The 22605-nt window shown below is 65.9% G+C and carries 23 protein-coding genes; 9 read left to right on the top strand and 14 right to left on the bottom strand.

Translation table 11 applies throughout. From position 1 onward, the window contains the following. Positions 1-40: 40 nt before the first annotated feature. From BLQ76_RS13820 to BLQ76_RS13785, 8 genes are read right to left on the bottom strand one after another with little or no spacing between them, the layout of a single operon-like run. Positions 41-412 carry a DUF423 domain-containing protein gene (locus BLQ76_RS13820; RefSeq protein WP_090674284.1) on the bottom strand — a complete coding sequence of 124 codons (372 nt, stop codon included), beginning with the start codon at positions 410-412 and terminating at the stop codon, positions 41-43. Beyond that, on the bottom strand, positions 409-786 hold the full coding sequence (gene mnhG, locus BLQ76_RS13815; protein ID WP_090674282.1) for a monovalent cation/H(+) antiporter subunit G: 378 nt from the start codon (positions 784-786) through the stop codon (positions 409-411). Before mnhG ends, BLQ76_RS13820 begins: the two co-directional genes overlap by 4 nt. Continuing rightward, positions 783-1142, bottom strand: a complete 360-nt coding sequence (locus BLQ76_RS13810; RefSeq protein ID WP_090674280.1) for a cation:proton antiporter — start codon at positions 1140-1142, stop codon at positions 783-785. Before BLQ76_RS13810 ends, mnhG begins: the two co-directional genes overlap by 4 nt. Further along, the gene (locus tag BLQ76_RS13805; protein ID WP_090674278.1) at positions 1139-1612 is read right to left on the bottom strand and encodes a Na+/H+ antiporter subunit E; all 474 of its coding nucleotides are present in this window, start codon (positions 1610-1612) and stop codon (positions 1139-1141) included. Before BLQ76_RS13805 ends, BLQ76_RS13810 begins: the two co-directional genes overlap by 4 nt. After that, positions 1609-3297 (bottom strand): proton-conducting transporter transmembrane domain-containing protein, encoded by a 1689-nt coding sequence (locus tag BLQ76_RS13800; protein ID WP_090674815.1) that lies wholly within the window; start codon positions 3295-3297, stop codon positions 1609-1611. The genes BLQ76_RS13805 and BLQ76_RS13800 overlap by 4 nt, the downstream gene beginning before the upstream one ends. A gap of 14 nt (positions 3298-3311) precedes the next feature. Further along, positions 3312-3689: a Na+/H+ antiporter subunit C gene (locus BLQ76_RS13795; RefSeq protein ID WP_090674275.1), complete on the bottom strand. Its 378-nt coding sequence runs from the start codon at positions 3687-3689 to the stop codon at positions 3312-3314. A 3-nt stretch (positions 3690-3692) separates the two neighbouring features. Beyond that, on the bottom strand, positions 3693-4112 hold the full coding sequence (locus BLQ76_RS13790; protein WP_090674272.1) for an MnhB domain-containing protein: 420 nt from the start codon (positions 4110-4112) through the stop codon (positions 3693-3695). Continuing rightward, positions 4109-6481, bottom strand: coding sequence for a putative monovalent cation/H+ antiporter subunit A (locus BLQ76_RS13785; protein WP_090674270.1), 2373 nt, complete (start codon positions 6479-6481; stop codon positions 4109-4111). The genes BLQ76_RS13790 and BLQ76_RS13785 overlap by 4 nt, the downstream gene beginning before the upstream one ends. 287 nt (positions 6482-6768) lie before the next feature. Here BLQ76_RS13785 and BLQ76_RS13780 point away from each other — a divergent pair, with 287 nt between their 5' ends. Continuing rightward, entirely contained in the window at positions 6769-8883 is a 2115-nt protein-coding gene (locus tag BLQ76_RS13780; protein ID WP_090674267.1) for a S9 family peptidase, read from the top strand. 7 nt (positions 8884-8890) lie between these two features. Here BLQ76_RS13780 and BLQ76_RS13775 read toward each other — a convergent pair whose 3' ends face one another. The 4 genes from BLQ76_RS13775 to BLQ76_RS13760 all read right to left on the bottom strand — a co-directional run bounded on the left by BLQ76_RS13775 (position 8891) and on the right by BLQ76_RS13760 (position 12009). Further along, entirely contained in the window at positions 8891-9811 is a 921-nt protein-coding gene (locus tag BLQ76_RS13775; protein ID WP_090674265.1) for a cytochrome c, read from the bottom strand. 12 nt (positions 9812-9823) lie between these two features. Next, the gene (locus BLQ76_RS13770; RefSeq protein WP_090674262.1) at positions 9824-10276 is read right to left on the bottom strand and encodes a c-type cytochrome; all 453 of its coding nucleotides are present in this window, start codon (positions 10274-10276) and stop codon (positions 9824-9826) included. Positions 10277-10425: 149 nt separating this feature from the next. After that, positions 10426-11028 carry a superoxide dismutase gene (locus BLQ76_RS13765; RefSeq protein WP_090674259.1) on the bottom strand — a complete coding sequence of 201 codons (603 nt, stop codon included), beginning with the start codon at positions 11026-11028 and terminating at the stop codon, positions 10426-10428. Positions 11029-11142: 114 nt separating this feature from the next. After that, entirely contained in the window at positions 11143-12009 is an 867-nt protein-coding gene (locus BLQ76_RS13760) for a branched-chain amino acid aminotransferase (RefSeq protein WP_090674813.1), read from the bottom strand. 261 nt (positions 12010-12270) lie between these two features. On the opposite strand from BLQ76_RS13760, the gene BLQ76_RS13755 reads away from it, so the two are divergent. From BLQ76_RS13755 to BLQ76_RS13735, 5 genes are all read left to right on the top strand, one after another. After that, positions 12271-12993, top strand: a complete 723-nt coding sequence (locus BLQ76_RS13755) for a L,D-transpeptidase family protein (RefSeq protein WP_244519630.1) — start codon at positions 12271-12273, stop codon at positions 12991-12993. A gap of 61 nt (positions 12994-13054) precedes the next feature. Beyond that, positions 13055-14632: an FAD-dependent oxidoreductase gene (locus BLQ76_RS13750; protein WP_090674253.1), complete on the top strand. Its 1578-nt coding sequence runs from the start codon at positions 13055-13057 to the stop codon at positions 14630-14632. Positions 14633-14721: 89 nt separating this feature from the next. Beyond that, positions 14722-15075: a hypothetical protein gene (locus BLQ76_RS13745; protein WP_090674250.1), complete on the top strand. Its 354-nt coding sequence runs from the start codon at positions 14722-14724 to the stop codon at positions 15073-15075. A 124-nt stretch (positions 15076-15199) separates the two neighbouring features. After that, positions 15200-16264, top strand: a complete 1065-nt coding sequence (locus BLQ76_RS13740; RefSeq protein WP_090674248.1) for a magnesium transporter CorA family protein — start codon at positions 15200-15202, stop codon at positions 16262-16264. Between the two features lie 206 nt (positions 16265-16470). Continuing rightward, positions 16471-17247 (top strand): NYN domain-containing protein, encoded by a 777-nt coding sequence (locus BLQ76_RS13735; RefSeq protein ID WP_090674811.1) that lies wholly within the window; start codon positions 16471-16473, stop codon positions 17245-17247. 17 nt (positions 17248-17264) lie between these two features. On the opposite strand, the gene BLQ76_RS13730 is transcribed toward BLQ76_RS13735, so the two are convergent. Then, positions 17265-18272, bottom strand: coding sequence for an asparaginase (locus BLQ76_RS13730; protein WP_090674246.1), 1008 nt, complete (start codon positions 18270-18272; stop codon positions 17265-17267). Between the two features lie 91 nt (positions 18273-18363). Here BLQ76_RS13730 and BLQ76_RS13725 point away from each other — a divergent pair, with 91 nt between their 5' ends. The 3 genes from BLQ76_RS13725 (at position 18364) to BLQ76_RS13715 (ending at position 21352) form a co-directional block, all read left to right on the top strand. After that, positions 18364-19101: a DUF3750 domain-containing protein gene (locus BLQ76_RS13725; RefSeq protein WP_090674809.1), complete on the top strand. Its 738-nt coding sequence runs from the start codon at positions 18364-18366 to the stop codon at positions 19099-19101. 189 nt (positions 19102-19290) lie between these two features. After that, entirely contained in the window at positions 19291-20160 is an 870-nt protein-coding gene (locus BLQ76_RS13720) for a DUF6492 family protein (protein ID WP_090674243.1), read from the top strand. Positions 20161-20392: 232 nt separating this feature from the next. Continuing rightward, positions 20393-21352: a carbohydrate kinase family protein gene (locus tag BLQ76_RS13715; RefSeq protein ID WP_090674241.1), complete on the top strand. Its 960-nt coding sequence runs from the start codon at positions 20393-20395 to the stop codon at positions 21350-21352. 148 nt (positions 21353-21500) lie between these two features. Here the strand turns inward: BLQ76_RS13715 and BLQ76_RS13710 are convergent, their stop codons facing one another. Next, positions 21501-22289 (bottom strand): outer membrane protein, encoded by a 789-nt coding sequence (locus tag BLQ76_RS13710; protein WP_090674239.1) that lies wholly within the window; start codon positions 22287-22289, stop codon positions 21501-21503. Positions 22290-22605 lie beyond the last annotated feature (316 nt).

Genomic DNA, 22605 nt, shown 5'->3' with positions numbered 1-22605 from the left:
CCCGTTTGCGCTTCGCGTAGAAGCGGAAGGAGCGCCTGCGTCAAGCTCGGCGTGCGGGCAGAGCTGCCAGAACCACGAGCGACAGCCAGCCGAGGATCAGCAGCGTTCCGCCGGTCGGCGCCGCGTTCAGGAAAGCCCGGCCACCGAGCAGAGCGCGCGATGCGAGGTCACCGGAGAAGAGTAGCGTGCCCAGCGTCATCAACCCGATCGGAAGGGCTCGCGCCCGCAAGGCCGAGCCCGCGAGGCCCAGTGCCAGCAGCGCGGGCGCATGGACGAAGGCGACGGCGGCCGCGATCGCCAGGAACGACCCCTCCGTGCGCCCGTGAGCGGCCAGCGCCGCGCCTGCAGTCGCCAGCGCGCCGAGGAGGCCGGCCAGCGCGACGGCGAGCCGATCGAGGCGCCCCGGCCTCAACTCGGCGCCTCGGAACTCGGCGCCGATTCCACCCGGCCCGTTTCCTTGAGTTCCTGCATCTCGTTGCGCACGGACCCCTCCCACATGCGATAGCCCGCCGTGTAAGCAGATCGACCGAGAAGATGGGCGGAGATCGGCGCGGTCAGAAAGAAGAACACGATGGCGGCGATCGCGCGCAGCACCTCGGCGGACTCGTCGGATACGATGGCGAGCGCGAGCAGCGCCAGGACCGAACCAACCGTTCCCGCCTTCGAGGCCGCGTGGATGCGCGTGTAGAAATCAGGCAGGCGCAGGATACCGATCGCCGCGATCAGGGCGAAGCCCGCGCCCATGACCACGAAGATACCGGCGAGGATGTTGCCGATGCCGCTCATTCGTCCTCCTCGCGGCGGGCGCGCAAGTCGGCGGGTTCAGGCGCGCCATAGACCGGAGAGCGTTCCGTGTCGCCACGCGTCAGAATGAAGCGCGCGAACGAGATCGTGGCGAGGAAGCCGACGAGGCCGAGCGCGATGGCGATGTCGACATAGAGCGTGAAGCCCGTGTCGATGCCGATCACCGCGATGAAGCCGATGGCGGAGGACGTCAGGACATCGAGACCGAGGACCCGGTCCGGCAGGGTCGGTCCCTTCCAGATGCGGGCGACGGTCAGTAACAGGGCCAGGCACAAAAGCGCGAGCGCGATCGACAGGCAGACGTCGAGGAAGAGGTCGGAGAACTGAAGGAGGTTCATGCGAAGAGCTCCAAGATCCGGCGCTCGAATCCGTCGCGAATCTCGCGACGGCGGGCGTTGGGATCCGAACAATCGAGCGCGTGAATGAAAAGCGTTCGTTCGTCGTCAGAAATGTCGAAGATCAGGGTTCCCGGCGTCAGGCCGACGAGGTTCGACAGGAGCGCGATCTCGAACTCGGAGGAGACGCGGTGCCGATACAGGAACACGCCGGGCCGGACATCGAGCTTGGGGTTCAGCACGGTTCGCGCCACGCGCCAGGCCGAGATCGCCAGATCGTAGATCAGGAACAGGATGAGCGAGACGATCTTCTTGCCACGGCGGAAATAGGACACCGCGCCGATCTGCTCGCGGATCAGGAACAGGCTGCCGGCCCCCAAGACGAAACCGAAGATGAGGTTGCCGAGGCTGAAGGTGCCGGTCACCACCAGCCAGACCAGAGCGAGCAGAAGATTGGCGACGAAGGGATTCATGGCGCGGTTCCCAGGACCGAGGCGAGATAGGCGCTCGGCGAGAGCACCTGATGCGCGGCCTCGAAGCTCAACCGTCCCAGTCCCTCCGGCCAGATACCGATCGCGACCACGAACAGGCTGAGAGCGACGAGCGGCACGAGCGCGAGCGGGCGTCCGGGCGGCGGCGCACGGAAGCCGTCCTCGGAGTGGGGATGCGGCTCGTTCGCGTCGGCCAGCACAGGCAGCGGACGCCAGAAGGCGAGCGCGAAGATACGGGCGCTCGCGATCGTCAGAAGGAAGCCGGACACCAGGACGGTGGTCGCGAGCCAAGGCAGATCGGCTGCGATCGACGCGCGGACCAGAAGAAGCTTCGGCCAGAACCCCGAGAAGGGCGGCAACCCGGCAACGCCCAGAAGCAGCACCAGAAACAGAACCGAAAACAGCGGGTGGCGCCGCCACATGCCGCCCATCTCGTGCAGCGAGGACGTGCCGGTCCGGAAGGCGGCGACGCCGGCGGCGAGATACAGCGCCGTCATGACCACGATCGAGTGGACGGCGTAGAAGATCGCGCCGGACAAGCCCGTCGCGAGCGGGCCATCGCTGGAGACGCCGTTGTTGAAGGGCAACCCGGATTGCTCGCGCAGGACCGCCGCGGCGCCCGTGGTGATGGCGGCCGAGTTGCTTTCCAGAACGGGCGGAACCGCCAGACCCACCAGGATCGTACCGATGCCGGCGATCACGACATAGTTCAGGAGCCGGCGCAGGTCGCTTTGGGCGAGCGCACCCAGCGACCCGACGAGCATCGTGAGCGCCGCCATCCATGCCAGTATCAATCCGATGCCGCCGCGCTCCGGCGGGAACAGCATCAGGACGACGCGGATCAACGCGTAGATGCCGACCTTCGTGAGAAGACCCGCAAACAGGGCCGACACGACGAAACGAGGCGTGTGGTAGGAGGCCGGTAACCAGAAGTTCAACGGAAAGGCGGCGGCCTTCATCGAGAAGGCGACCAGAAAGAGCGAGGCGATCGTGAGCAGAACGCCGTTGCCCTCGAGGCTCGCCGACTTCAGCGCGATATCGGCCATGTTGAGCGTTCCGAACACGCCGTAACAATAGCCGATCGTCAGCAGGAAGAGCGTCGCGCCGAGAAGGTTCAGGAAACCGTACTTCGTCGCGCCGTCGAGCTGCTCGCGCTCCGACCCCAGGATCAGAAGCCCGAAGGACCCGATCAGCATCACCTCGAACCAGACGTAGAGGTTGAAGATGTCGCCGGTCAGGAAGGCGCCGGACACGCCGCCGAGAACCATGAACAGGAACGGAAAGAAGCCGTAGCGGCGTCCCTCCTCATCGATCGAGGCGACCGCATAGATGCCGCAGGCCAGGCCGGCGAAGCCCGCGACCGTGAGAAACAGCGCACTGAGAAGGTCGACGGTGAAGGAGATGCCGAAGGGCGGACGCCATCCGCCCATCGCCATCGACATCGGACCCCAGCCCGCGATGCGGGCGAGCAGCGCGAGGTCGGCGACCAGGAGAAGCGCCAGTCCCGTCACCGCGATCGGCGGATGCAGGTCCATACGGCGCCGCGCCATGAGAAGCACCGCGCCGAAGACGAAGCAGATCAGCACCGGAAAGACGACCAGAGCCTGATCCGACGTGTAGTCGCGCGTTACCATCGCGGCGTCGATCAGGGCCTGGGTCTCGTTCATCGTCCCGCCTTCCATCAGTATCCGAGGGGCGGCAGCCCCTCGTCCTCCGGCTCGGCGACCCGCATCTCGTGCGTGTCGTCGGTCTCCAGGTCCTGATAGGCGCGATAGGCCAGCACCAGCAAAAACACGAAGAACGAGAAAGAGATCACGATCGCGGTCAGCACCAGCGCCTGCGGCAGGGCGTTGGCGACATCCTGCGGCGGGGTCGTCAGTTGGGCCGGTATGAGGGGAGGCGCGATCGGATCGATGCGGCCGGCCACGAACAGCGTGAGGTTGACGCTGTTGCCGAGAAGCACGACGCCCAGCAGCATGCGGATGATGTAGCGCGACAGCAGCAGATAGATCGTGACCGAGAACATGATGCCGATCAGACCGACGAGCGCGACCTCCATGCCTCAGCCCGCCTGCGAGTCTTCGAGCGACAGCGCGATCGCGGAGATCGCGCCGACGATCACGAGAAACACCCCGATGTCGAAGAGGAGCGTCGTCGAAAGCGCAAGTTCGCTTCCCGACACGTTCAGGAACAGCCACAGGCCGGTCATGAACTGCTCGCCGCCCAGAAGCGGCATGAAGCCGGCGAACACGGCAAGGAGCAGGCCCAGACCCGCATAGGCGATCGGATGGAAATGGAGCGCGTTGCGAACCGCTTCCACCCCGCACGCCATGCCGTAGACCGCGATGGCCGAGGACGCGATGAGCCCGCCGATGAAGCCTCCACCGGGTTCGTTGTGTCCGCGCAGAAGCACGAACAACGAGAACAGGAGCATCAGCGCGGTAAGATAGGGGGCCGCGACGCGGAAGATCACGGTTCTCATGCCTGCAGCTCCCCTGCCCGGCGCCGCCGCTTGCGCGAATGACGCGCATCGGGTTTGGCCGCCCGTATGCGGACCAACGCGAGGATCGCCGCGCCCGTCGTGAGAACGACCGCGATCTCGCCCATCGTGTCGACGCCGCGGAAGTCGACGAGGATCACGTTCACGATGTTACGACCATGGGCGATCGTATAGCTGTAGCGCTCGTAGAAGTCGGTGACGGCGGTATCGAACGGGCGCTGGACGATCGCGAGCAGGAACAGGGCGAGACCCAGGCCGCCGGCGACCGAAAGCGCGGCCTCCGCGCCCATGTCGCGCCACGGGCGCTTGTCGGCCGGCATCAGGCGAAGACGCGTCATGACGAGCGCCAGGATCGAGACCGACAGAACCTCCACCATGAACTGGGTGAAGGACAGGTCCGGCGCGCCGAGCAGCATGAAGAGGAGCGCCACGGCCAGTCCCTGAATGCCGAGCGAGACGACCGCCGTCAGGCGGCTCGCCGCCAGGACCACGACGAGGACGCCGATCACGATGATGCCGATCACCGCCCATTCGTAGAAGAAGAGGTGCGGCATGCCCGGCCAGCTCGGCAGGCTGTTGGTCCAGACCATGGTAACCCAGACGGTGCCGACGATCACGGCGAGCGTCACGCGCATGTAGACGTCGAGAAGACCGGGCTGCAGGGCGATCGTCACCTTGTAGGAGACCTGAACGAGCCCGCGCATGAACTGGTCGAACCCCCGATCCGGCCCCCAGCCGATCCGGGTCAACCAGCCGGCGATCGTCGCCCGCGCCCGCGCCGCTCGCCAGAAAAGCACGGCGCCTAGAACAACCGTCGCGATCGAGAGAATGAGGGCCGGACCCCAATGGAAGCCGAGCGCGATATCGACCGCCAGCGCGCCGGACGGATCCGGCGGCGACATCGGGTTCGAGATGAACTGATGCGTGGTGACCGAGAAGATCGCGGCAAGCAGTCCGATGATGCCGAGCACGAGCGGCCCGATCCAGATGAGGACGTGGGTCTCGTGCGCACGCCGAAGACCCGAGGGCAACGGCCCGACGAAGGGGCGGATCGCGACCTGAAGGGCGACCGCGAACATCAGGGCGTTTCCGACCAGCGCGGCGGCGGTCGTGACAAATCCGATCGGATCGGCGGTCGCGGTCGCGGCGTAGACCTCTTCCTTGGCCAGGAAGCCGAAGAGCGGCGGCAGCCCACCCATGGCCGCGGCCCCCAGAAGGGCGCAGACGAAGGTGACCGGCATTTTGCCCGCAAGCCCGCCCAATGCGCGGATGTCGCGGGTTCCCGCGCCGTGATCGATCGAGCCTGCCACCATGAAGAGACAGGCCTTCGCCAGCGAATGGGCGAAGAGGTAGAGAACCGCCGCCTCGATCGCGAGAGGCGTTCCGATGCCGATCAGCATCACGAGCAGACCCAGCGAGGCGACCGTCGTATAGGCCAGCATCAGCTTGATGTCGCTTTGACGGAGCGCGAGCGTCGCCCCCACCACGAGCGTGATGCCGCCGAAGACCGGCAGAATCGTGCTCCAAAGATCGGTCCCGCCCAGCATCGGGAAGGTTCGCATCAGGAGATAGATGCCGGCCTTCACCATGGTCGCGGAGTGCAGATACGCCGAGACCGGCGTCGGCGCCTCCATGGCGTTGGGCAGCCAGACGTGCAGCGGCATCTGTGCCGACTTGGTGAAGGCGCCGGTCAGAACCAGAAGCAGGATGGGAACGTAGGACGTCCCCACGCGCAGCGCGTCCGGCGCGTCGATGAGCTGGGTCATCGAAGAGAGCCCGGTTGACTCGCGGATTAGAACGAGGCCGGCCAAGAGCGCCAAGCCGCCACCGCCCGTGATGACAAGCGCCTGGATCGCGCCGCGCCGTGCCGCCTCGCGCTCATGATCGAAGCCGATCAGAAGGAAGGACGCGATCGAGGTCAGCTCCCAGAACACGAACAGCGTGACGAGATCGTCCGCCAGAACGAGCCCGAGCATCGCGCCCATGAAGAGCATGATGAACAGGAGAAAGCGACCGCGCCGCGCGCCCTTGGGCATGTAGCCGCCCGAATACAGGACCACCAGCGCGCCGATAAAGAGGATCAGGAAGGCGAAGCCGAAGGACAGGCCATCCAGACGGAACGAGAAACGGACGCCGAAACTCGGGATCCAGTCGAAGCCGAAGAGGATCGCGACCCGGTCCTGCACCTGCGCGCTTTGCTGAAACAGGATCGCCAGAGCGGCAGCTGGAAACAGCGCGATCGCGATCGTTCCCCAGCGGTCGAGAAGGATGATGGAGAGCGGTGCGAGAACAGCACCGAGAAAGGGAAGCGCGACGACCAAAAACAGCAGGCTGTCCGAAAGCGTGTTCATCCGCGCGTGGTTTCCCCGTTTGCGTCAGGCCTCCGGCCATGTGTCCGATAGCTGTTAACATGCGCCGAAGTGGCGTCGTTTCAAGGCTTCCGCGTCATCCGATGGGTTGAACGCTTGTGGCAGGCGTTGCCTCTGCCTAGCTATCGGCGGCACGATTCGCGATGGCCGGGCCTGCACATGTTCGTGCGGTCGCAGACGTTCGCCCGGACCGTGTCCTGCTCCATCGCCCGGGCCGCCGTTTGCCGTCGGCCGGGGTGCTCCAGTAACACGCCGCGTCCGTAGAGATCATGTCCAACATCGATACCGCTTCGACCCGACCACCGCAGGCCGAGATCCGCCCGATCGAGAGTGAACTCCATGGCGAGCGACGGACGGACGACTACGGGTGGATGCGGGCGGACAACTGGCAGGAGATGTTCAAGGACACGAGCCTGCTCGACCCCGCGATCCGCCGGCACCTCGATGCCGAGAACACGTATGCGGACGCGATGCTGGGCGATCTCGAACCGCTGAAGGCGAAGCTAATCGCGGAGATGCGAGGCCGCATCAAGGAGGACGACTCCTCGGTGCCGGCCCCCGATGGCCCGTTCCGCTACGGCGTCGCCTACGAGACGGGCGCCGAGTATCCGCGCTTCGTGCGCGGCTCGCGCGAGGGCGGCGAGCTCACGGTGTATCTCGACGGCCAGATCGAGGCGGAAGGACGGGACTATTTCTCGCTCGGCGGCGTCGAGCACTCACCGGACCACCGTTGGCTCGCCTGGAGCTACGACGACAAGGGTTCGGAGTTCTATACGCTCGCGATCCGCGACCTAGAAAGCGGACAGGACCACGCCGAGCGTCTGGCCGATACCGGCGGAGGCGTTGCCTGGAACGGTCGCTCGAGCGGCTTCTTCTATACCCGCCTCGATGCCAATCACCGGCCGAGCCGCATCTTCCACCACACCGTTGGTTCGGACCCAGCCGACGATACGCTGGTCTACGAAGAGCTCGACGCGGGCTTCTTCATGGGCGTCGGCACCACGCAGTCGGGTGGCCACGTCGTCATCGACATCCACGACCACGAGACGTCCGAAGCCTGGCTCATTCCGACGGCGAACCCGGCCGCCGAGCCGCGTCTCGTCGCGCCGCGCGAGGTCGGCGTGGAGTACGACGTCGACGAGGGCGACGACGGTCTCTTCATTCTGACCAACGCGGACGGAGCGCGCGACTTCAAGATCGTGACGGCGCCCGCCAATGCCGCCTCGCGCGCCGAATGGACCGACTTCGTTCCGCACGAAGAGGGTCGCCTGATCCTCGATCATCTCGTTCTGAAGCGTCACCTCGTCTGGCTGGAGCGGCGCGACGGCCTGCCGCGCATCGTGGTGAAGCGCCTCGCCGATGGCGCCGAACATGTCATCAGCTTCGACGAGGAAGCCTACTCGCTCGGGCTGGCGGGCACCTACGAGTTCAACACTACGACGATCCGCTTCTCGTACTCGTCGCTGACGACGCCGAACCAGACCTTCGACTACGACGTGGAGACGCGCGAGCGGACATTGCTCAAGACGCAGGACGTGCCGAGCGGACATGATCCCGACGCGTACGTCACGCGGCGCATCATGGCACCGGCGGCCGACGGCGAGACCATTCCGATCTCGCTTCTCTACCGCCGCGACACGAAGCTCGACGGCTCGGCACCGCTGATGCTCTACGGCTACGGCTCCTACGGCATCACGATCCCGGCGTCGTTCAACACGAACTGCCTGTCCTTGGTGGATCGCGGCTTCGTTTGGGCGATCGCCCACATCCGGGGCGGCAAGGACAAGGGCTTCCGCTGGTACGAGGCGGGTCGCCGCGAGCACAAGCGCAACACCTTCACGGACTTCGTCGCCTGCGCCGACCATCTCGTCGCGGAAGGGTTCACGAGCCATGAGCGGATCGTCGCGCAGGGCGGCTCGGCGGGTGGCATGCTGATGGGCGCCGTCGCCAACATGGCGCCCGAGAAGTTCGGCGCGATGGTGGCCGTCGTCCCCTTTGTCGACGTGCTCAACACGATGCTCGATGACACGTTGCCGCTCACCCCGCCCGAATGGCCGGAATGGGGCAACCCCATCGTCTCGTCGGCCGACTATCGGACGATCGCGGACTACAGCCCCTACGACAACGTCCGCGCACAGGCCTACCCGCCGATCCTCGTGCTGGCCGGATTGACCGACCCGCGCGTCACCTACTGGGAGCCGGCGAAATGGGTCGCGCGGCTGCGCGAACGCAAGACGAACGACGCGCCGGTGGTTCTGCGCACCAACATGGGAGCGGGCCATGGAGGCGCGTCCGGTCGCTTCGCCAAACTCGATGAGGTCGCGATGATCTACTCGTTCTCGCTGAAGGCGATGGGGCTGGCGGAGGCCGAGCCGCGCCGGTAGGGGGCGGTCAGCGACCGCTTGCCGTGCCGGCGATCGCGGGCACGGCCTTCAGATAGGCCGCGATCGCATCCAGATCCGATCGCGGCAGATGGCTGAGGTTCGCCTGAACCTCGGCCATCGAGCCGCCGACGCTATCGAAGTCCGGCGTGAAGCCCGTGGCGAGATACTCCGCGATCTCGTCCTGCGACCACGCACCGATCGGTCCGCCCGGCGTGATGTTGGGTATGCTGCCCTTGCCGTCCGGCGCCGGACCGCCGGCCAGCCATTGGCTGCGGTCCACCGCCCCCAACCCGCCGAATGAGCGGGGCGTGTGGCATTCGCCGCAATGGCCGGGTCCTTCGACGAGATACTGACCGCGCTTCACCTCATCCGAGGCGTCGGGGGTCAACGCGGCCACGGGTTCAGGATCGAGGAAGACCTTCTGCCAGACGGCGACCGCGCGGCGGATGTTGAAGGGGAAGCGCAGGTCGTTGGGCGGCGCGACGCCCGAGACGCTCGGAAGCGACAGGAGATAGGCGTGGAGGTCCGCGACGTCCCCGGCGCTCATGCGGGCATAGGACGTGTAGGGAAACGCCGGGTAGAGCGGAGCGCCCGCTGGATCGACACCGCGCTGCATGGCATTCGCGAAGTCGGCCAGCGACCACGCGCCGATACCCGCCTCGCGGTCCGACGAGATGTTGGGCGCGTGAAACGTGCCGAACGGCGTCACCAGAGGTTCGCCGCCGCCCAGCTGCGTCGCCTCGCCTCCCGGCGTCGCATGGCAGGATGCGCAACCGCCAGCCCAGAACACCTGTTCGCCGCGCGCGGCATCGCCCGTCCCTTCCGCGGCGACCGCCGTGGCCGGCAGACGAGCCGGAACAAGGGCCCAGGTCGCCGCCCCGGCCAAGGCGAGTACGACAACCCCGGCGATCGCAGCTGCGCGACGCATGGCCGGGATGCGTCAGTTGCGCTGGCGGAACTGCTGGTGGCAGCTCTGGCAGTTGGCGGCGACGGTCTTGAAGGATGCCTCGAAGCTCGCGACGTCCTGCGGCTTGGCATCCACGGCGGCTTGCGTATCCGCGATGAACTTGTCGTTGGCCGCCTTGAACTCCGCCGGCTTTTCCCAGATCGCAGGCGAGGCTTCGGTGTTGCCGCCGGTCTTGGAATCGTCCGGGAAGAGCGTCGCAAACTTGCGCGCGTCGGCATTCAGCATGCGGAACAACTCGTCCGACTTCGCGGCGTCGAAGGGCGTCTCGCCCTTGATGATCGCGTTGGCCTGCTTGCCGGCCTGAGCGTTCATCTTCATGACCTGCTGACGCTCCTTGATGACGTCGGTGTTCTGCGCCAGTGCGCCGGAACCGATCAACAGGAACCCTGCGGCGACGCCGGCCAGAACCTTGTGGGTGCGCTTCATTCCGATCCTCCCCGGACAAACGTCCAGTCATGGTTTGGACGAATTCCAAACGGAGGGAAGCGCGTTTTCGATCCCGTGTCCATCATGCGCAAGGGCCCGCCGGTGAAACCCACCGGCGGGCCCTTGCATCGAAAAACGGGTCGGCAGCCTTAGCGCGCGGCCGCCTCGTAACGCTCCAGGACGTAGTCCCAGTTCACGAGGTTATCGACGAAGGCTTCGAGGTACTTCGGCCGGGCGTTGCGATAATCGATGTAGTAGGAGTGCTCCCACACGTCGACGCCCAGGATCGGCTCGGCGCCGTGCACCAACGGGTTCTCGCCGTTCGGCGTCTTCATGATGGCGAGCTTGCCGTCCTTGACCGCGACCCACGCCCAGCCCGAGCCGAACTGACCCTTGCCGGCCTCGATGAAGTCGTTGCGGAACTTGTCGTAGCCGCCGAGGTCGGAGTCGAATGCGGTCTGCAGCTTGCCGGGCAACGCCTTGCCGCCGCCGTTCGGCTTCATCCACTTCCAGAAGTGGATGTGGTTGTAGTGCTGGCCGGCGTTGTTGAAGAGGGGCTGGTTCTTGCCGAAGCTCTGCTTGACGATCTCCTCGAGCGAGGCATCGGCCATGCCGGCGTCGCCCGCCAGCTTGTTGCCCATGTCGACATAGGCCTGGTGGTGCTTGTCGTGATGGTACTCCAGCGTCTCCTTCGACATGTAGGGCTGAAGCGCGTCGTAGGCGTAGGGAAGCTCGGGAAGCGTGAAGGCCATCGGTTCGTCTCCTTGCGGTTTCTCGTTCGATTCCGCGTCGCGAGCCGGACCCGCGACGGGAACTTGAGGTTCGGGCCGGGCCTTAGCTAGGGCCGCGGCGCCGGGATGTCAGCGTCAGGCCGCGCTTGCGCGCGCGAAGCGCCAGTAGAGCTCGCGCGCCCGTTCAAAGACGCGTCCCGGCTGCACCGATCGGTCTTCGAAGCGCGTGACCGGCACGACCTTGGAATGGTTGCCGGTCGAGAAGATCTCGTCGGCCTGCGCGAAGTCCTGCGGCGTCAGCGTCGTTTCGTGGACCTCCACGCCGTCCTCGCGCAGAAGCTGGACGACGCGCTGGCGCGTGATGCCGTTCAGGAAGGATCCGTTGGGAACCGGCGTGAACACCGCGCCGTCCCGCGCGAGGAAGATGTTCGACGTGCCGGTCTCCGCGACGTTGCCGATCAGGTCGCGGACAAGAGCGTTATCGAAGCCGCGGCTTTTCGCCTCGAGAATGGCGCGGGCGTTGTTGGGATACAGGCATCCCGCCTTGGCGAGCGTGGGCATCGACTCGGGCGTCGGCCGACGGAAGGGCGATAGTCCCAGCGTGAAACCGGCGGACGGAATCATCGGCGATTCATAGAGGCACAGGCAGAAACGCGTCGAGGCCGGATCGGCGGGAACGCCCATGTAGCCGCCGTCCTCGGCCCAGTACATCGGGCGGATGTAGACCGCCGTCTCGCCGTCGAAGCGCTGGAGCCCTTCGCGGGTCAGACGAACGATGTCATCCGAGGCCATCGTGGGCGAAAGGCCGAGCGCTTCGGCGGAGCGGTTCACGCGGGCGGCGTGACGGTCGAGGTCGGGCGCCAGCCCTTCGAACCAGCGCGCGCCGTCGAAGACCGACGAGCCGAGCCAAAGAACATGCGAGCGCGGCCCCACGAGACCCGGATTGCCTTCCAGCCATTCTCCGTCGACGAAGGTCAGCGTGCGCGAGAGTTCGGATGCCATGAACGTGATGCCTTCCCACATGCCGGTCGGCGGCGCTCGCGAACGGTGCCACGCCCCCTGTTCTGGCTGCGCGTATAGGCGCCTGCCGGCGCGCTGTCACCGAGTCTTGACGGTACATTCACGCCCGAACCGGGGTTGCGTGGGAACGTAAGGGCCGTCCAAGTGTTGTGGCCCCAATGATCGGTCGCGACCGATGGTTAGAAGGCGGCACGGCAGGATGCCGCCCGCCATCGGATCGCGCTTTCCCATGGCTGGATGACGATGAACGACCCCAACACTCGCGGCCTTTCGCGCCGCTCGCTTCTTCTTGGCATCGGCGGCGTCGGTGCGGCCGCCCTTCTTTCGGGCTGCGCGAGCGTCTCGCGCCCGATCGCCAACCTGACGGCCTTTTCGGGCAACGGTTTGCCCCCGGGCCTCGATGTCGACTATGCCACTGCCTACGGACCCATCTATGACGGCGGCTTCCAGATTCCCCCGATCGACCTGAACCGTATGGACCGGCGCTACCTGCGTCGCGAGGTCGAGTATCGCGGCCCGGAAGAACCCGGCACCGTGATCATCGATACGCCAACGCGCTACGCCTATCTGATCCAGGCGAACGGCACGGCCATGCGCTACGGCGTCGGCATCGGCCGCGAGGGTTTTGCCTGGGAGGGTCGCGCCAATATCCAGTACAAGCGCGAATGGCCCCGTTGGACACCGCCCAACGAGATGATCGACCGCCAGCCGGAGCTGGAATACCTGCGCGGCGTCGGCATGGATCCGGGCCTCAAGAACCCGCTCGGCGCGCGTGCGCTCTATCTGTTCCAGAACGGGCAGGACACGCTGTACCGTCTGCACGGCACGCCGGAGTGGTGGACCATCGGCAAGGCGGTGTCGTCGGGCTGCGTGCGCTTCATGAACCACGACATCATCGATCTCTACAACCGCGCCCAGTCGGGTGCCACGGTGATCGTCAACCAACCCGCCGGCGCGACGGTCTGACCGGGAACGGGTCGCGTCTACGAAAGTTGGGAAGGGCCGACCTCTTTGGAGCCCTTCCAATATGCGCCACGACCTCTGCGCCCTTTCCGACCTGCCGCCGAACGGGCTGAATGAGGTCGCCGTCGGCGACCTCAAGATCCTCGTAGCGAGGGACGGCGATCGCGTCTTCGCGACCGGGGCCACCTGTACCCACAAGGGTGCACCGCTGAAAAACGGGCAACGCGTCGGCAATCGGGTAATCTGCCCCTGGCACCACGCGATCTTCGACCTCGAGACGGGTGATCACAGGGAGCCGCCGGGGCAAGGTTGCCTCGCGCGGTTCACCGTGTCGGTCGAGAGTGGGCGCGTCCGTGTCGAGGTACCCGAGGGCGCCAAGCCGCATCGCCCCTCGGTGACACCGGCGGATCGGCGATCCGGCAGCCAGCGGATATTTGCGATCGTCGGGGCGGGTGCGGCAGGTCTGGCTTGCGCCAAGGAGTTGGTGCGAGGCGGGTTCGACGGTCGCATCGTTCTCTTTGCGCCCGAGGGCGAGCCGCCCTACGACCGCACCGACTTGTCCAAGACCTACCTGCAGGGAAAGAAGCAGGATGATGCGCTGCCGCTCATGGACGCTGACGAGATCGAGGCGCTAGGGATCGAATTGCGGCCCGTGCGCGTCGAAAGGATCGACAGCACCGCATCTCAACTCGTCTTGGACGGCGGCGAGCGCGTTACCTTCGATGGTTGCCTGGCAGCGCCCGGCAGCGACGCGTCGTCTCTCGACCTGGACGGTGCCGACGCCCCGAACGTTCTGACGCTTCGCAGCCATGGCGATGCGAAGACGCTGCTGGCGCACGTCCAATCCGCCCAACGCATCGTGATCGTCGGCTCCGGCTTCATCGGCATGGAAGCCGCCGCCAGCCTCGTATCGCTCGGCAAGGCCGTCTGCGTTCTGTCGCGCTCTGAACTCCCCTTCGCCAAGCAGTTCGGCGAGGAGGTTGCGACCCAGCTTCTGGCGACGCATCGCGAGAAGGGCATCGACGTGCGCACGGGTGTCGAGGTGGCCGCTCTGGACAGGCAGGACGGTCGCGTCAACGGCGTGCGCCTTGGCGACGGATCGGTGGTCCCGGCCGATGTTGTGATCGCAGCGACCGGCGCCCAGCCCAGGTCGCATCTGGTCGACGGCGCGGAACGCTCCGGCAAGGGTGTGAAGGTCGGCGCGGACCTCAGAGCGGCCGGCCAGGTTTTCGCTGCGGGCGACATTGCGCAGTTCACGCTGGAGAACCGCGAGCCCATGCGTATCGAGCATTGGCGCATCGCGGAGCAGCAAGGTCGACATGCGGCCCGCGTGTTCCTCGGCCAAGCCGGGCGGTTCGACGCGATCCCCTATTTCTGGTCGGCGCAGCATGGTCGCCTTAGCTATCTCGGGCACGCGGACGCCTTCGACGAGGTGCATATCGAGGGCGACCTCAAGGGCAACTCCTTCACGGCCTTCTACGTCAAGGATGGGCGCATCCTGGCGGCTCTCGGCCTGGGCAAGGGGGACCGGACCCCTGCCCTTCATGCCGTGATGCTCGAAGATCCGACGCCGTCGCGCGAAAGGCTCGCGTCGGTCGGCTGGGACCCGTCCCGACTTTTGCGGGCCGGTCTCCCGGTCTGAAACCCGGCGAGCGGCCCTTGCCATAGGCGGGGCCGCACCAATCTTCGCGATGCAATCCGCATCCTCGCCCTCGAAGGACGAAGCCCGCCATGAGCCAGCTCACCGACCGCGTCGCGGCCGCCGCAGACATCTCGCCCGATACCGCGAACCAGGCGATCGGCCATATCCTGGCCTTCATGCGCGAGGAAGGCGACAATCAGGCCGTGGGCGAGATGATCAGCAAGACGCCGGGCGCGCAGGACAGCATCGCGGCGGCCGGCGATCCAAGCTTCAACGGCGGCGGCATCATGGCGCTTGGCGGCAAGCTGATGGGTCTTGGCCTCGATATGGGTCAGATGCGGACGATCGCCGTCGAGATGGTGGCCGAGGCCAAGGCCGCGGTCGGCGAGGAGACGGTGGATCGCGCCATCTCCTCTGTGCCGGGTCTCGCCCAGTTCGTCTGAAGGCGCACAGATTCCGCTTGCCTTCGCGCGCGCGAAAGGTGTTCCCCTCTGCGCGCGGTAGGATGGGCACAGCGCCCGTCGAGAGAAAGGTGCGGCAGACCTGCCGCGCCGGAACGGCGACAGCATGATCGATGCCTATATCGCGTTCGGGGGTCAGGTCCGCAGGCAGACCGCGATCCGTCCGGACGAACTCCCGCCGGAAGCCATTTGGATCGACCTGCGCAACCCGACGCGCGAGGAGGAGAAGGCGGTCGAGCGATTGTGCGGCCTCGAGGTTCCGACCCGCGAAGAGATGCGCGAGATCGAGGTCTCGAGCCGCCTGTATTCGGAAGACGGCGGAGACTTCATGACGACGTCGATCGTCTACGGGCTCGACGAGGGCCGACCCGACTTCGGTCCCGTGACGTTCATTCTCGTCGAGAACCGCCTGATCACGCTTCGCTACACCGAGCCGCGATCGTTCGCGATCTACGCCAACAAGCTGTGTCGCGGCGAGGCGAACGGCGACGGCGAGCGGGCACTCCAGCTCCCCGGCTTCGACCTCTACGGCCCGCCCGCCGCGCCGCCCAAACCCTCGCGCGCCAAGGGTCCGACCGCGGACTCCATCGCGGTCGGTCTCCTGGAAACCGTGATCGATCGCGTCGCCGACCTTCTGGAAGCCATCGCGGCGGATCTCGACCGGATCGGTACGGACATCTTTCGCTCCTCGGCCGACAACACCCCGACGCCGACCAGCGACTTCAAACAGCTTCTGCGCCGCATCGGCGCGGCAGGCGATCTGTCGTCGCGAACGCGCGAGAGCCTCGCCACCATCGACCGCCTTCTTCCCTTCCTCCAGTTCGTGCTCGATCGGCGTAAGCCGCAGAAGGAACTCAAACTGCGGGTGAAGGCCATGGCCCGGGACATCCACTCGCTCAACGACTTCGTCTCGTTCCTGTCCAACAAGACGACCTTCCTGCTCGACACGACGGTCGGCATGATCTCGATCGAGCAGAATGCCATCATCAAGATCTTCTCGGTCGCGGCGGTGGGGTTCATGCCGCCGACGCTGGTCGCTTCGATCTACGGCATGAACTTCGTTCATATGCCTGAACTCAACTGGCCTCTGGGCTATCCCATGGCCCTTGGACTCATGGTTCTGTCGGCTGTCCTACCGCTCATGTTCTTCCGGCATAAGAAATGGCTGTGAACGATCCCTGGGGCGAGGAAGGCATGCCTGCCTTCCTGCGCGTCCTTCCCGCCGCTGCGGAATCGGCGCCCTCCGCGCCCGAGGTGCGCCAGCCGCAGCATCGTCGCGAAGCGCCCAAGTCGCCGCAAGCACCTCCAACGCCGAGCCCCGTCGCGGTCGCGGCGTCGCCCGCCAGCTACTCCTTTTCCCGCAGACCCGAGGCCGCCATGAGCGACGTCCGATCCCCTCGCCTCGCCGTCCTGATCGACGCCGACAACGCATCCGCCCGCATCGCCGACGGCCTGTTTCAGGAGATTGCGACGATCGGCGAGGCGAGCGTGCGACGCATCTACGGGGACTTCTCGTCCCCGCGCTCCAAGGGATGGGCCGACGTCCTGTCGCGGCACGCGATCCTGCCTCAGCAGCAGTTCGCCTATGTCACCGGCAAGAACGCCTCCGACATCGCGCTGGTGATCGACGCGATGGACCTCATGCATTCCGGCCGCTTCGACGGCTTCTGCCTGGTCTCGTCGGATTCCGACTTCACGCGCCTCGCCTCGCGGATCCGCGAGCACGGCGTCGACGTCTACGGCTTCGGCGAACAAAAGACGCCGGAAAGCTTCCGTCAGGCCTGCCGACGCTTCATCTACACCGAGAACCTCCTGCACGACCTCGGCGAGCGGGCCAAGGCCGAGGCGGCGGCGACGCCCGACCCTCTGCCCATGGTGCGCCAGGTCATGGAGCAGATGGAGAGCGATGATGGCTGGGTGCCGCTTGGCGCCTTTGGCCAGCAACTCCTCAACCGGTTTTCCGACTTCGATCCGCGCACCTACGGCCACAAGAAGCTGAGCGACTTCGTGCGTGCGGTCGGCATCTTCGACGTCGAGAAGACGCCCGGCGGCATGCTGCGTATCCGCCTCCAGCCGACGCCTCCTCCGGCCTCGGCACAGCCCGCCGCCAAGCCGCCTTCCCGTCGCCGGACACCGGCCAAGCCGAAGAGCTGACGCGCACGTCGTCTGCGTCAGCTTTGACGCGGACGAACCTCGCCGACCTTCGTGCCTTCCCAGTTTCGAAGGCTGTGGCGGGACAGTTCGTCGTAGCGTTCCGCGATCGCGCGGTCGGCGCCGCGCAAGATGTCGGCGATCAATCGGGCAACGGCGCTTTCGGCCGCGCGCGTGCCGCCGTCGTGAGCCTTCAGCGCGAAGCCGAAGCCGAGTTCTGGCACGGCACCGCAGAAGACGCCTTCGGCACCGGTCTTGGCAAAGACACGGCCCGGTGCCGCCTCCATCAGAGCGACGCAGGCCCGGTCCGTTCCGGCCATGAAGAAGGGCTCCGCCATACAGGCAGCCATGAGGCGCTGGCCCGCTCGCGCCCGCGTATCCGGAAGGGCGGTCCCGCTTGCCAGACGCGCGAAACCCAGTGCGAAGGCCTGAAGGGGCGCGGCATAGGTCGGGATCGAGCAGCCGTCGATACCGCTCGGGGTCGCGTCCCCGACTGCGGTATTCGTCAGATCGGCGATCGCCTGCCGCGCCCGGCGCTGCACCGGGTGATCTCCGGCGACGTAGCCGCGCGTCTCCTCACCAAGATGGACCGCGGTGCACAGGAAGCCCGCATGCTTGCCCGAGCAGTTGTTATGAAGCTGGGTCGGCGTTTCCCCACTTTGCGCCAATGCGATGGCGACCTTCTGGTCGAAGGGCCAGTGGCAACCGCACTCGAGATCGGCCTCGCCCAGCCCTGCGCGCTGAAGGATGTCGGCGGCCAGGCCGACATGCGATGACTCGCCGGAGTGCGAAGCGCAGGCGAGCGCCAGTTCCTTCGCGCCGAACCCGAAGCGATCGGCAGCGCCGCTCTCCACCAGCGGCAACGCCTGCATGACCTTGATGGCCGAGCGCGGATAGATCGGCGTTGCCACGTCGCCGTGCGTGGCGAGCGCCCGGCCGCTGCCGTCGACAACGGCGGCGCTGACGAGATGAACACTTTCCACGGCGTTGCCGCGGGTCGCTTCGATAACGATATGGGACACGAGCATGGGCCTTCCGGATGGATCGGTCGTGCCGCCCTACAGCACCGAGGGGATCGCGAAAATGCCTTTCCGCTCCACCGCTCCCCTTCGGAGATCGATAGCCGTCGTGCGCCTGCTCGCCCTTCTCTTTACCGTCGTCTACCTTCTGCCTCTCGTGTTGGCGGCTGGTCTATGGATCGCAGGGCGCCACCCCGCCTCCTGGCGCGACGCCGACTGGACCAGCGCGCGGATCCTTCCTGCGGCGGCCGGCAGTCCGGAGGCTGCCGCCTTGATCCTGTCCGCGCGCACGGGCGGCCTCAAGGGCGCGGTCTCCGAACATTCCTGGGTGGTGATCAAGGAGCGGAACGCACGCCGCTACGAGCGTTTCGACAAGGTCGGCTGGGGCTCGCCGATCCGGCGCGATGGATATGCAGCCGACGGGCGCTGGTACTCCAATGAACCGCGCGTCGTTGCAGCCCTCACCGGGGAGGCCGCGGAAGTGGCGATCCCGCGCATACGTGCTGCGATCGCCGACTATCCGTTCGCGGCGCGCGGCGGCTACCGCATCTTCCCCGGGCCCAATTCCAACAGCTTCACGGCCCATGTCATGCGAGCGGTTCCCGAGTTCGGCGCCGTGCTGCCGCCCGCCGCCGTCGGTCGCGACTTTCCGGTCGACGGGCGCCTCGTTCATCTGGGTCGGGACGGTTTCCGGGCTTCGTTCTTCGGCTATGCGGGCGTGGCACTCGGCACATCCGCAGGTCTCGAGATCAACATTCTCGGACTGGTGGCCGGGATCGACCCCTTCCGTTGGACGATCAAGATACCGGCACTCGGCTCGTTCTCGTTCGCTAACTGAGATGGTCCGGTGTCTTCTTTGGCACCTCGAACGAACAAACAGTCGATCGGCCCGCATTCAGCATTCGACAGACAGCAACGTTTTGTTGTTCATAGAATTTTAACCATTAAGCATAGATCGATCCTACGCCAACGAATGTCCTAACGAAACGTTAATCTCCGCATCAGCAACTCTGATTCGGAAGAACCGATGAAAACCGCTATCGTGACTGCGAGCTACAGCGGCGACTTCGAGCGATGCCGCCTCCTGTGCGAGAGCATCGACCGTCGCGTCAGCGGCTACACGTTCCACTACATTCTCGTCGAGCCAGCCGACGTCGAGCTGTTCCGGCAGCTGGCAGGCCCCAAGCGCGTCATTCTCGACGAGCGCGAGCTCCTTCCCTCGTGGCTGCGCGTCGTCCCCGATCCGACACGTCTGGGACGGCGACGGCTGTGGATCTCGACACGAGGACTTCCGTTGCGCGGTTGGCATGTCCAGCAGCTTCGCAAGATCGCCTTCGCGGCCCGGATGGAAGAGGATGGCGCGCTGTTCTGCGACTCCGATACCGTTCTTGTGCGCGAGACTGACGTCAGCGAACAATGGGACACTGAGGGTCGCCTGGCTTTCTATCGCAAGCCGCGCGGCATCTCGCTCGACATGGCCGAGCATCGCATCTGGGCATCGCGTGCCGGAGCGCTTCTCGGGATCGACCCCCAGCAGGTATCGGATACCGACTACATCGCTCAGTCGGTCTCCTGGCGCAGCGATACGGCACGCGAGATGGTGGGCCGGATCGAGGACACGATGGGCCGCTCCTGGGTTTCGGCCGTCGCCGCGCGCCGTCGCTTCTCGGAGTGCTTGATCTACGGTCGCTTCGTGGACGAAGTCGAGAACCGGCCCGATCGCCACCTCAAGGTGGAGACCTCGGTCTGCCACAGCTACTGGATGGGGTCCGCGCTCGATGCGCAGCACCTTCGCAGCTTCATTCAGACCGCGAGCCCGCAGCAACCCATGGTCGGCATCCAGTCCTTTATCGGGACCGACGTCGCACTGATCCGGCAGTTGACCGGTCTCGCCTGACGACGACCGCCTGCCGGCGCACGTCGATTTCTCGCGACTGAACAGGTCCATGCAGTCGATTACGATCGCGCGCGGATCTCGCGCGATACAGCGCCTTGCATGACGGGTTTACGGCAGCCCGTACCTTGTTCCCGCGATGGCTCCTGATACACGGGATGGAACGGGCATGGTCGTTGGCGCGAAGGCGCAGCGACCATCCCCCATCGACCGGTCATCAGGGGAGACATTCGGCATGTTCATGAGTTGCGGCGACGCCCTGTTCGATATGTTCGCCGGCGGAAACGAGGCGGACGTCTCCAGCATCTCGCTGGCAGGTCGTATCGGCGGTTCGGCCTTGAACGTGGCGTTGGGCCTGGCACGGCTGGAACATCGTTCCGCGTTCTTCACCAAGATGTCGGGCGATCTGTTCGGACGGCGCATCCGCGCCTTCATGCAGCAGGAAGCCATCGACGACCGCTTCCTGATCGACACCACGCGCAACACGACTCTCGCGATGGTCTCGCTGTCGCCGCAGGGAACGCCGCGCTACGACTTCTACATCGAGGGCACGGCAGATCGATCCGTCGAGCCAAACGAGGTCCCGTCGCATCTTCCGGCCGATCTCGCCGCCATTCATCTGGCCGGTTCCTACTCCACCGTCAGCGAACCGACGGCGTCGGCCCTTGCCAAGCTCGTGGCGCAGGAACATCAGAGCCGCTTCATATCCTACGATCCCAACATCCGGTCCTCGGTTCAACCAGACCTGGATATCTGGCGCTCCCGCATCGGCGCGACGGTTCCCTTCGCGACCCTCGTCAAGGCGAGCGACGAGGACGTCGAACAGGTCTTTCCCGGCCGCAATCATGAGACCGTCCTGGCGGACTGGATCGCGGCCGGCGTGGGGATGGCGATCATCACGCTCGGGGAGAAGGGAGCCCTGGCGATGAGCAGCGGCGGCGCGACCGCCCGCGTTCCCGGCCGTTCGGTCGTGGTGGCCGACACGGTGGGCGCCGGAGATACGTTTCAGGCGGCAACGCTCAGCCGGCTGGCCGAGACAAACCGACTGTCGCGCGCGGCGTTGGACGGGATGTCAGCGCAGGATCTCGGCGAACTTCTGGACTTCGCGGTTCGGGCGGCAGCCGTCACCTGCACTCGTCGCGGTGCCGATCTGCCCCGTCGGGCCGATCTCGGCCTACCACCGCTATCGCGCTAGGCGCGGTCGTTCACGAGCGTCCGGGGAGCGCTGCGTCGCTCCTTTTCGCATGGGGACCGAACAACAAAAAACCCGCCGCGACAATCGTCGCGACGGGTTCGAAGTGTGGCGTCCGGGTCCCGTTGCCGGAACCCGGAAACCGGTCCGCTTAGTTGAAGCGGAACGAAGCCTTGGCCCACACCGTGTGGAAGTCGAGGTCCGAGTTGGAGTTCGACGTGAAGGACTGCTGGTCCGTCTGGAGAGCGGTGCCGACAGCCGTGTAGGTGATGTTGGCGTCCGACGAGCCAAGGTCGGTGTAGAGGTACTCGAGGCCGAGCGAGAGGTTCGGCGTCACGAGGTAGTCGACACCACCGCCAACGGCGTAGCCGATGTCGTCCGAGTCCTGGTTGGCAGCGACCGTGTAGATGGTGCCCGAGCGCGAACGGAAGCTCGACGCGCCGTTGTACTCGTTGTCGAAGTCGGCGTAGGCGAGACCGCCCGTGGCGTAGATCGCGAAGCGATCGGCAGCGAAGCCGACCTTACCGCGAACGGTGCCGACGAAGTTGATGTCGTTCACGACGCCGAACGAGTCGAAGCCGCCGCCGAAGCTCGGGATCGTGTAGCTCGTGGCCGACGAAGCGTCGATGTAGTTGATGTCGGCGATCGCACCGACGATCAGGTTGTTGATCTGGTAGTCGTAGCCGACGTGCACGCCGCCGATGAAGGCCGCGTCATCGCTGTTGTCCGAACCGCCGATGAACGAGGTGTTGTCCGACGAGAACGCACCCGAGTCGCGGTTGAACGCGGCGCCAGCCTGGCCACCGACGTAGAAGCCGGTCCAGCTGTAGGCCGGGGGCAGAGCGACGACCGGAGCCGCAGGCTCCTCGTACACGACGTCAGCGGCGAGAGCCGGGGTGACGAAAGCGGCCGAAGCCAGCAGGAGGGCGAAACGCTTCATGGTGATACTCCAGTGTCGCTTCTGCGACGTTGTTCTGTCGGCCCCTTGCGAGACCGAAAGCGGGGACCCGATTGGCTCGGGGTTAGGTCGATTTAGGGTCGGCACCCCGGTCCGAGCAATGGCCCGAAATGCGTTCCCGACCGCTGTGTGGCTGAGGGGCAACAAGGCCGTCCGGCACCCACCGCGTTCGAACCAAGGGATACCCGCGCAAGCTTAATCGCGACTTAACGATACCGGGCCGGACCGACCAGCTAAGCCATTGTTTTCGTTGCGATGCAGGAGTTCCGCGAGAGGATCTCACGCAATCTGGCACTTG

It is taken from the genome of Aureimonas jatrophae, assembly GCF_900104035.1.
Classification (GTDB): Bacteria; Pseudomonadota; Alphaproteobacteria; order Rhizobiales; family Rhizobiaceae; genus Aureimonas; species Aureimonas jatrophae.
This window is presented reverse-complemented; position numbering and strand designations above follow the sequence as displayed.

Excerpts from the sequence above, each read along its gene's own strand:
- mnhG (WP_090674282.1), bottom strand. The coding sequence starts at position 786 with ATGAGCGGCATCGGCAACATCCTCGCCGGTATCTTCGTGGTCATGGGC.
- BLQ76_RS13810 (WP_090674280.1), bottom strand. The coding sequence starts at position 1,142 with ATGAACCTCCTTCAGTTCTCCGACCTCTTCCTCGACGTCTGCCTGTCG.
- BLQ76_RS13805 (WP_090674278.1), bottom strand. The coding sequence starts at position 1,612 with ATGAATCCCTTCGTCGCCAATCTTCTGCTCGCTCTGGTCTGGCTGGTG.
- BLQ76_RS13800 (WP_090674815.1), bottom strand. The coding sequence starts at position 3,297 with ATGAACGAGACCCAGGCCCTGATCGACGCCGCGATGGTAACGCGCGAC.
- BLQ76_RS13795 (WP_090674275.1), bottom strand. The coding sequence starts at position 3,689 with ATGGAGGTCGCGCTCGTCGGTCTGATCGGCATCATGTTCTCGGTCACG.
- BLQ76_RS13790 (WP_090674272.1), bottom strand. The coding sequence starts at position 4,112 with ATGAGAACCGTGATCTTCCGCGTCGCGGCCCCCTATCTTACCGCGCTG.
- BLQ76_RS13785 (WP_090674270.1), bottom strand. The coding sequence starts at position 6,481 with ATGAACACGCTTTCGGACAGCCTGCTGTTTTTGGTCGTCGCGCTTCCC.
- BLQ76_RS13780 (WP_090674267.1), top strand. The coding sequence starts at position 6,769 with ATGTCCAACATCGATACCGCTTCGACCCGACCACCGCAGGCCGAGATC.
- BLQ76_RS13775 (WP_090674265.1), bottom strand. The coding sequence starts at position 9,811 with ATGCGTCGCGCAGCTGCGATCGCCGGGGTTGTCGTACTCGCCTTGGCC.
- BLQ76_RS13770 (WP_090674262.1), bottom strand. The coding sequence starts at position 10,276 with ATGAAGCGCACCCACAAGGTTCTGGCCGGCGTCGCCGCAGGGTTCCTG.
- BLQ76_RS13765 (WP_090674259.1), bottom strand. The coding sequence starts at position 11,028 with ATGGCCTTCACGCTTCCCGAGCTTCCCTACGCCTACGACGCGCTTCAG.
- BLQ76_RS13760 (WP_090674813.1), bottom strand. The coding sequence starts at position 12,009 with ATGGCATCCGAACTCTCGCGCACGCTGACCTTCGTCGACGGAGAATGG.
- BLQ76_RS13755 (WP_244519630.1), top strand. The coding sequence starts at position 12,271 with ATGAACGACCCCAACACTCGCGGCCTTTCGCGCCGCTCGCTTCTTCTT.
- BLQ76_RS13750 (WP_090674253.1), top strand. The coding sequence starts at position 13,055 with ATGCGCCACGACCTCTGCGCCCTTTCCGACCTGCCGCCGAACGGGCTG.
- BLQ76_RS13745 (WP_090674250.1), top strand. The coding sequence starts at position 14,722 with ATGAGCCAGCTCACCGACCGCGTCGCGGCCGCCGCAGACATCTCGCCC.
- BLQ76_RS13740 (WP_090674248.1), top strand. The coding sequence starts at position 15,200 with ATGATCGATGCCTATATCGCGTTCGGGGGTCAGGTCCGCAGGCAGACC.
- BLQ76_RS13735 (WP_090674811.1), top strand. The coding sequence starts at position 16,471 with ATGAGCGACGTCCGATCCCCTCGCCTCGCCGTCCTGATCGACGCCGAC.
- BLQ76_RS13730 (WP_090674246.1), bottom strand. The coding sequence starts at position 18,272 with ATGCTCGTGTCCCATATCGTTATCGAAGCGACCCGCGGCAACGCCGTG.
- BLQ76_RS13720 (WP_090674243.1), top strand. The coding sequence starts at position 19,291 with ATGAAAACCGCTATCGTGACTGCGAGCTACAGCGGCGACTTCGAGCGA.
- BLQ76_RS13715 (WP_090674241.1), top strand. The coding sequence starts at position 20,393 with ATGTTCATGAGTTGCGGCGACGCCCTGTTCGATATGTTCGCCGGCGGA.
- BLQ76_RS13710 (WP_090674239.1), bottom strand. The coding sequence starts at position 22,289 with ATGAAGCGTTTCGCCCTCCTGCTGGCTTCGGCCGCTTTCGTCACCCCG.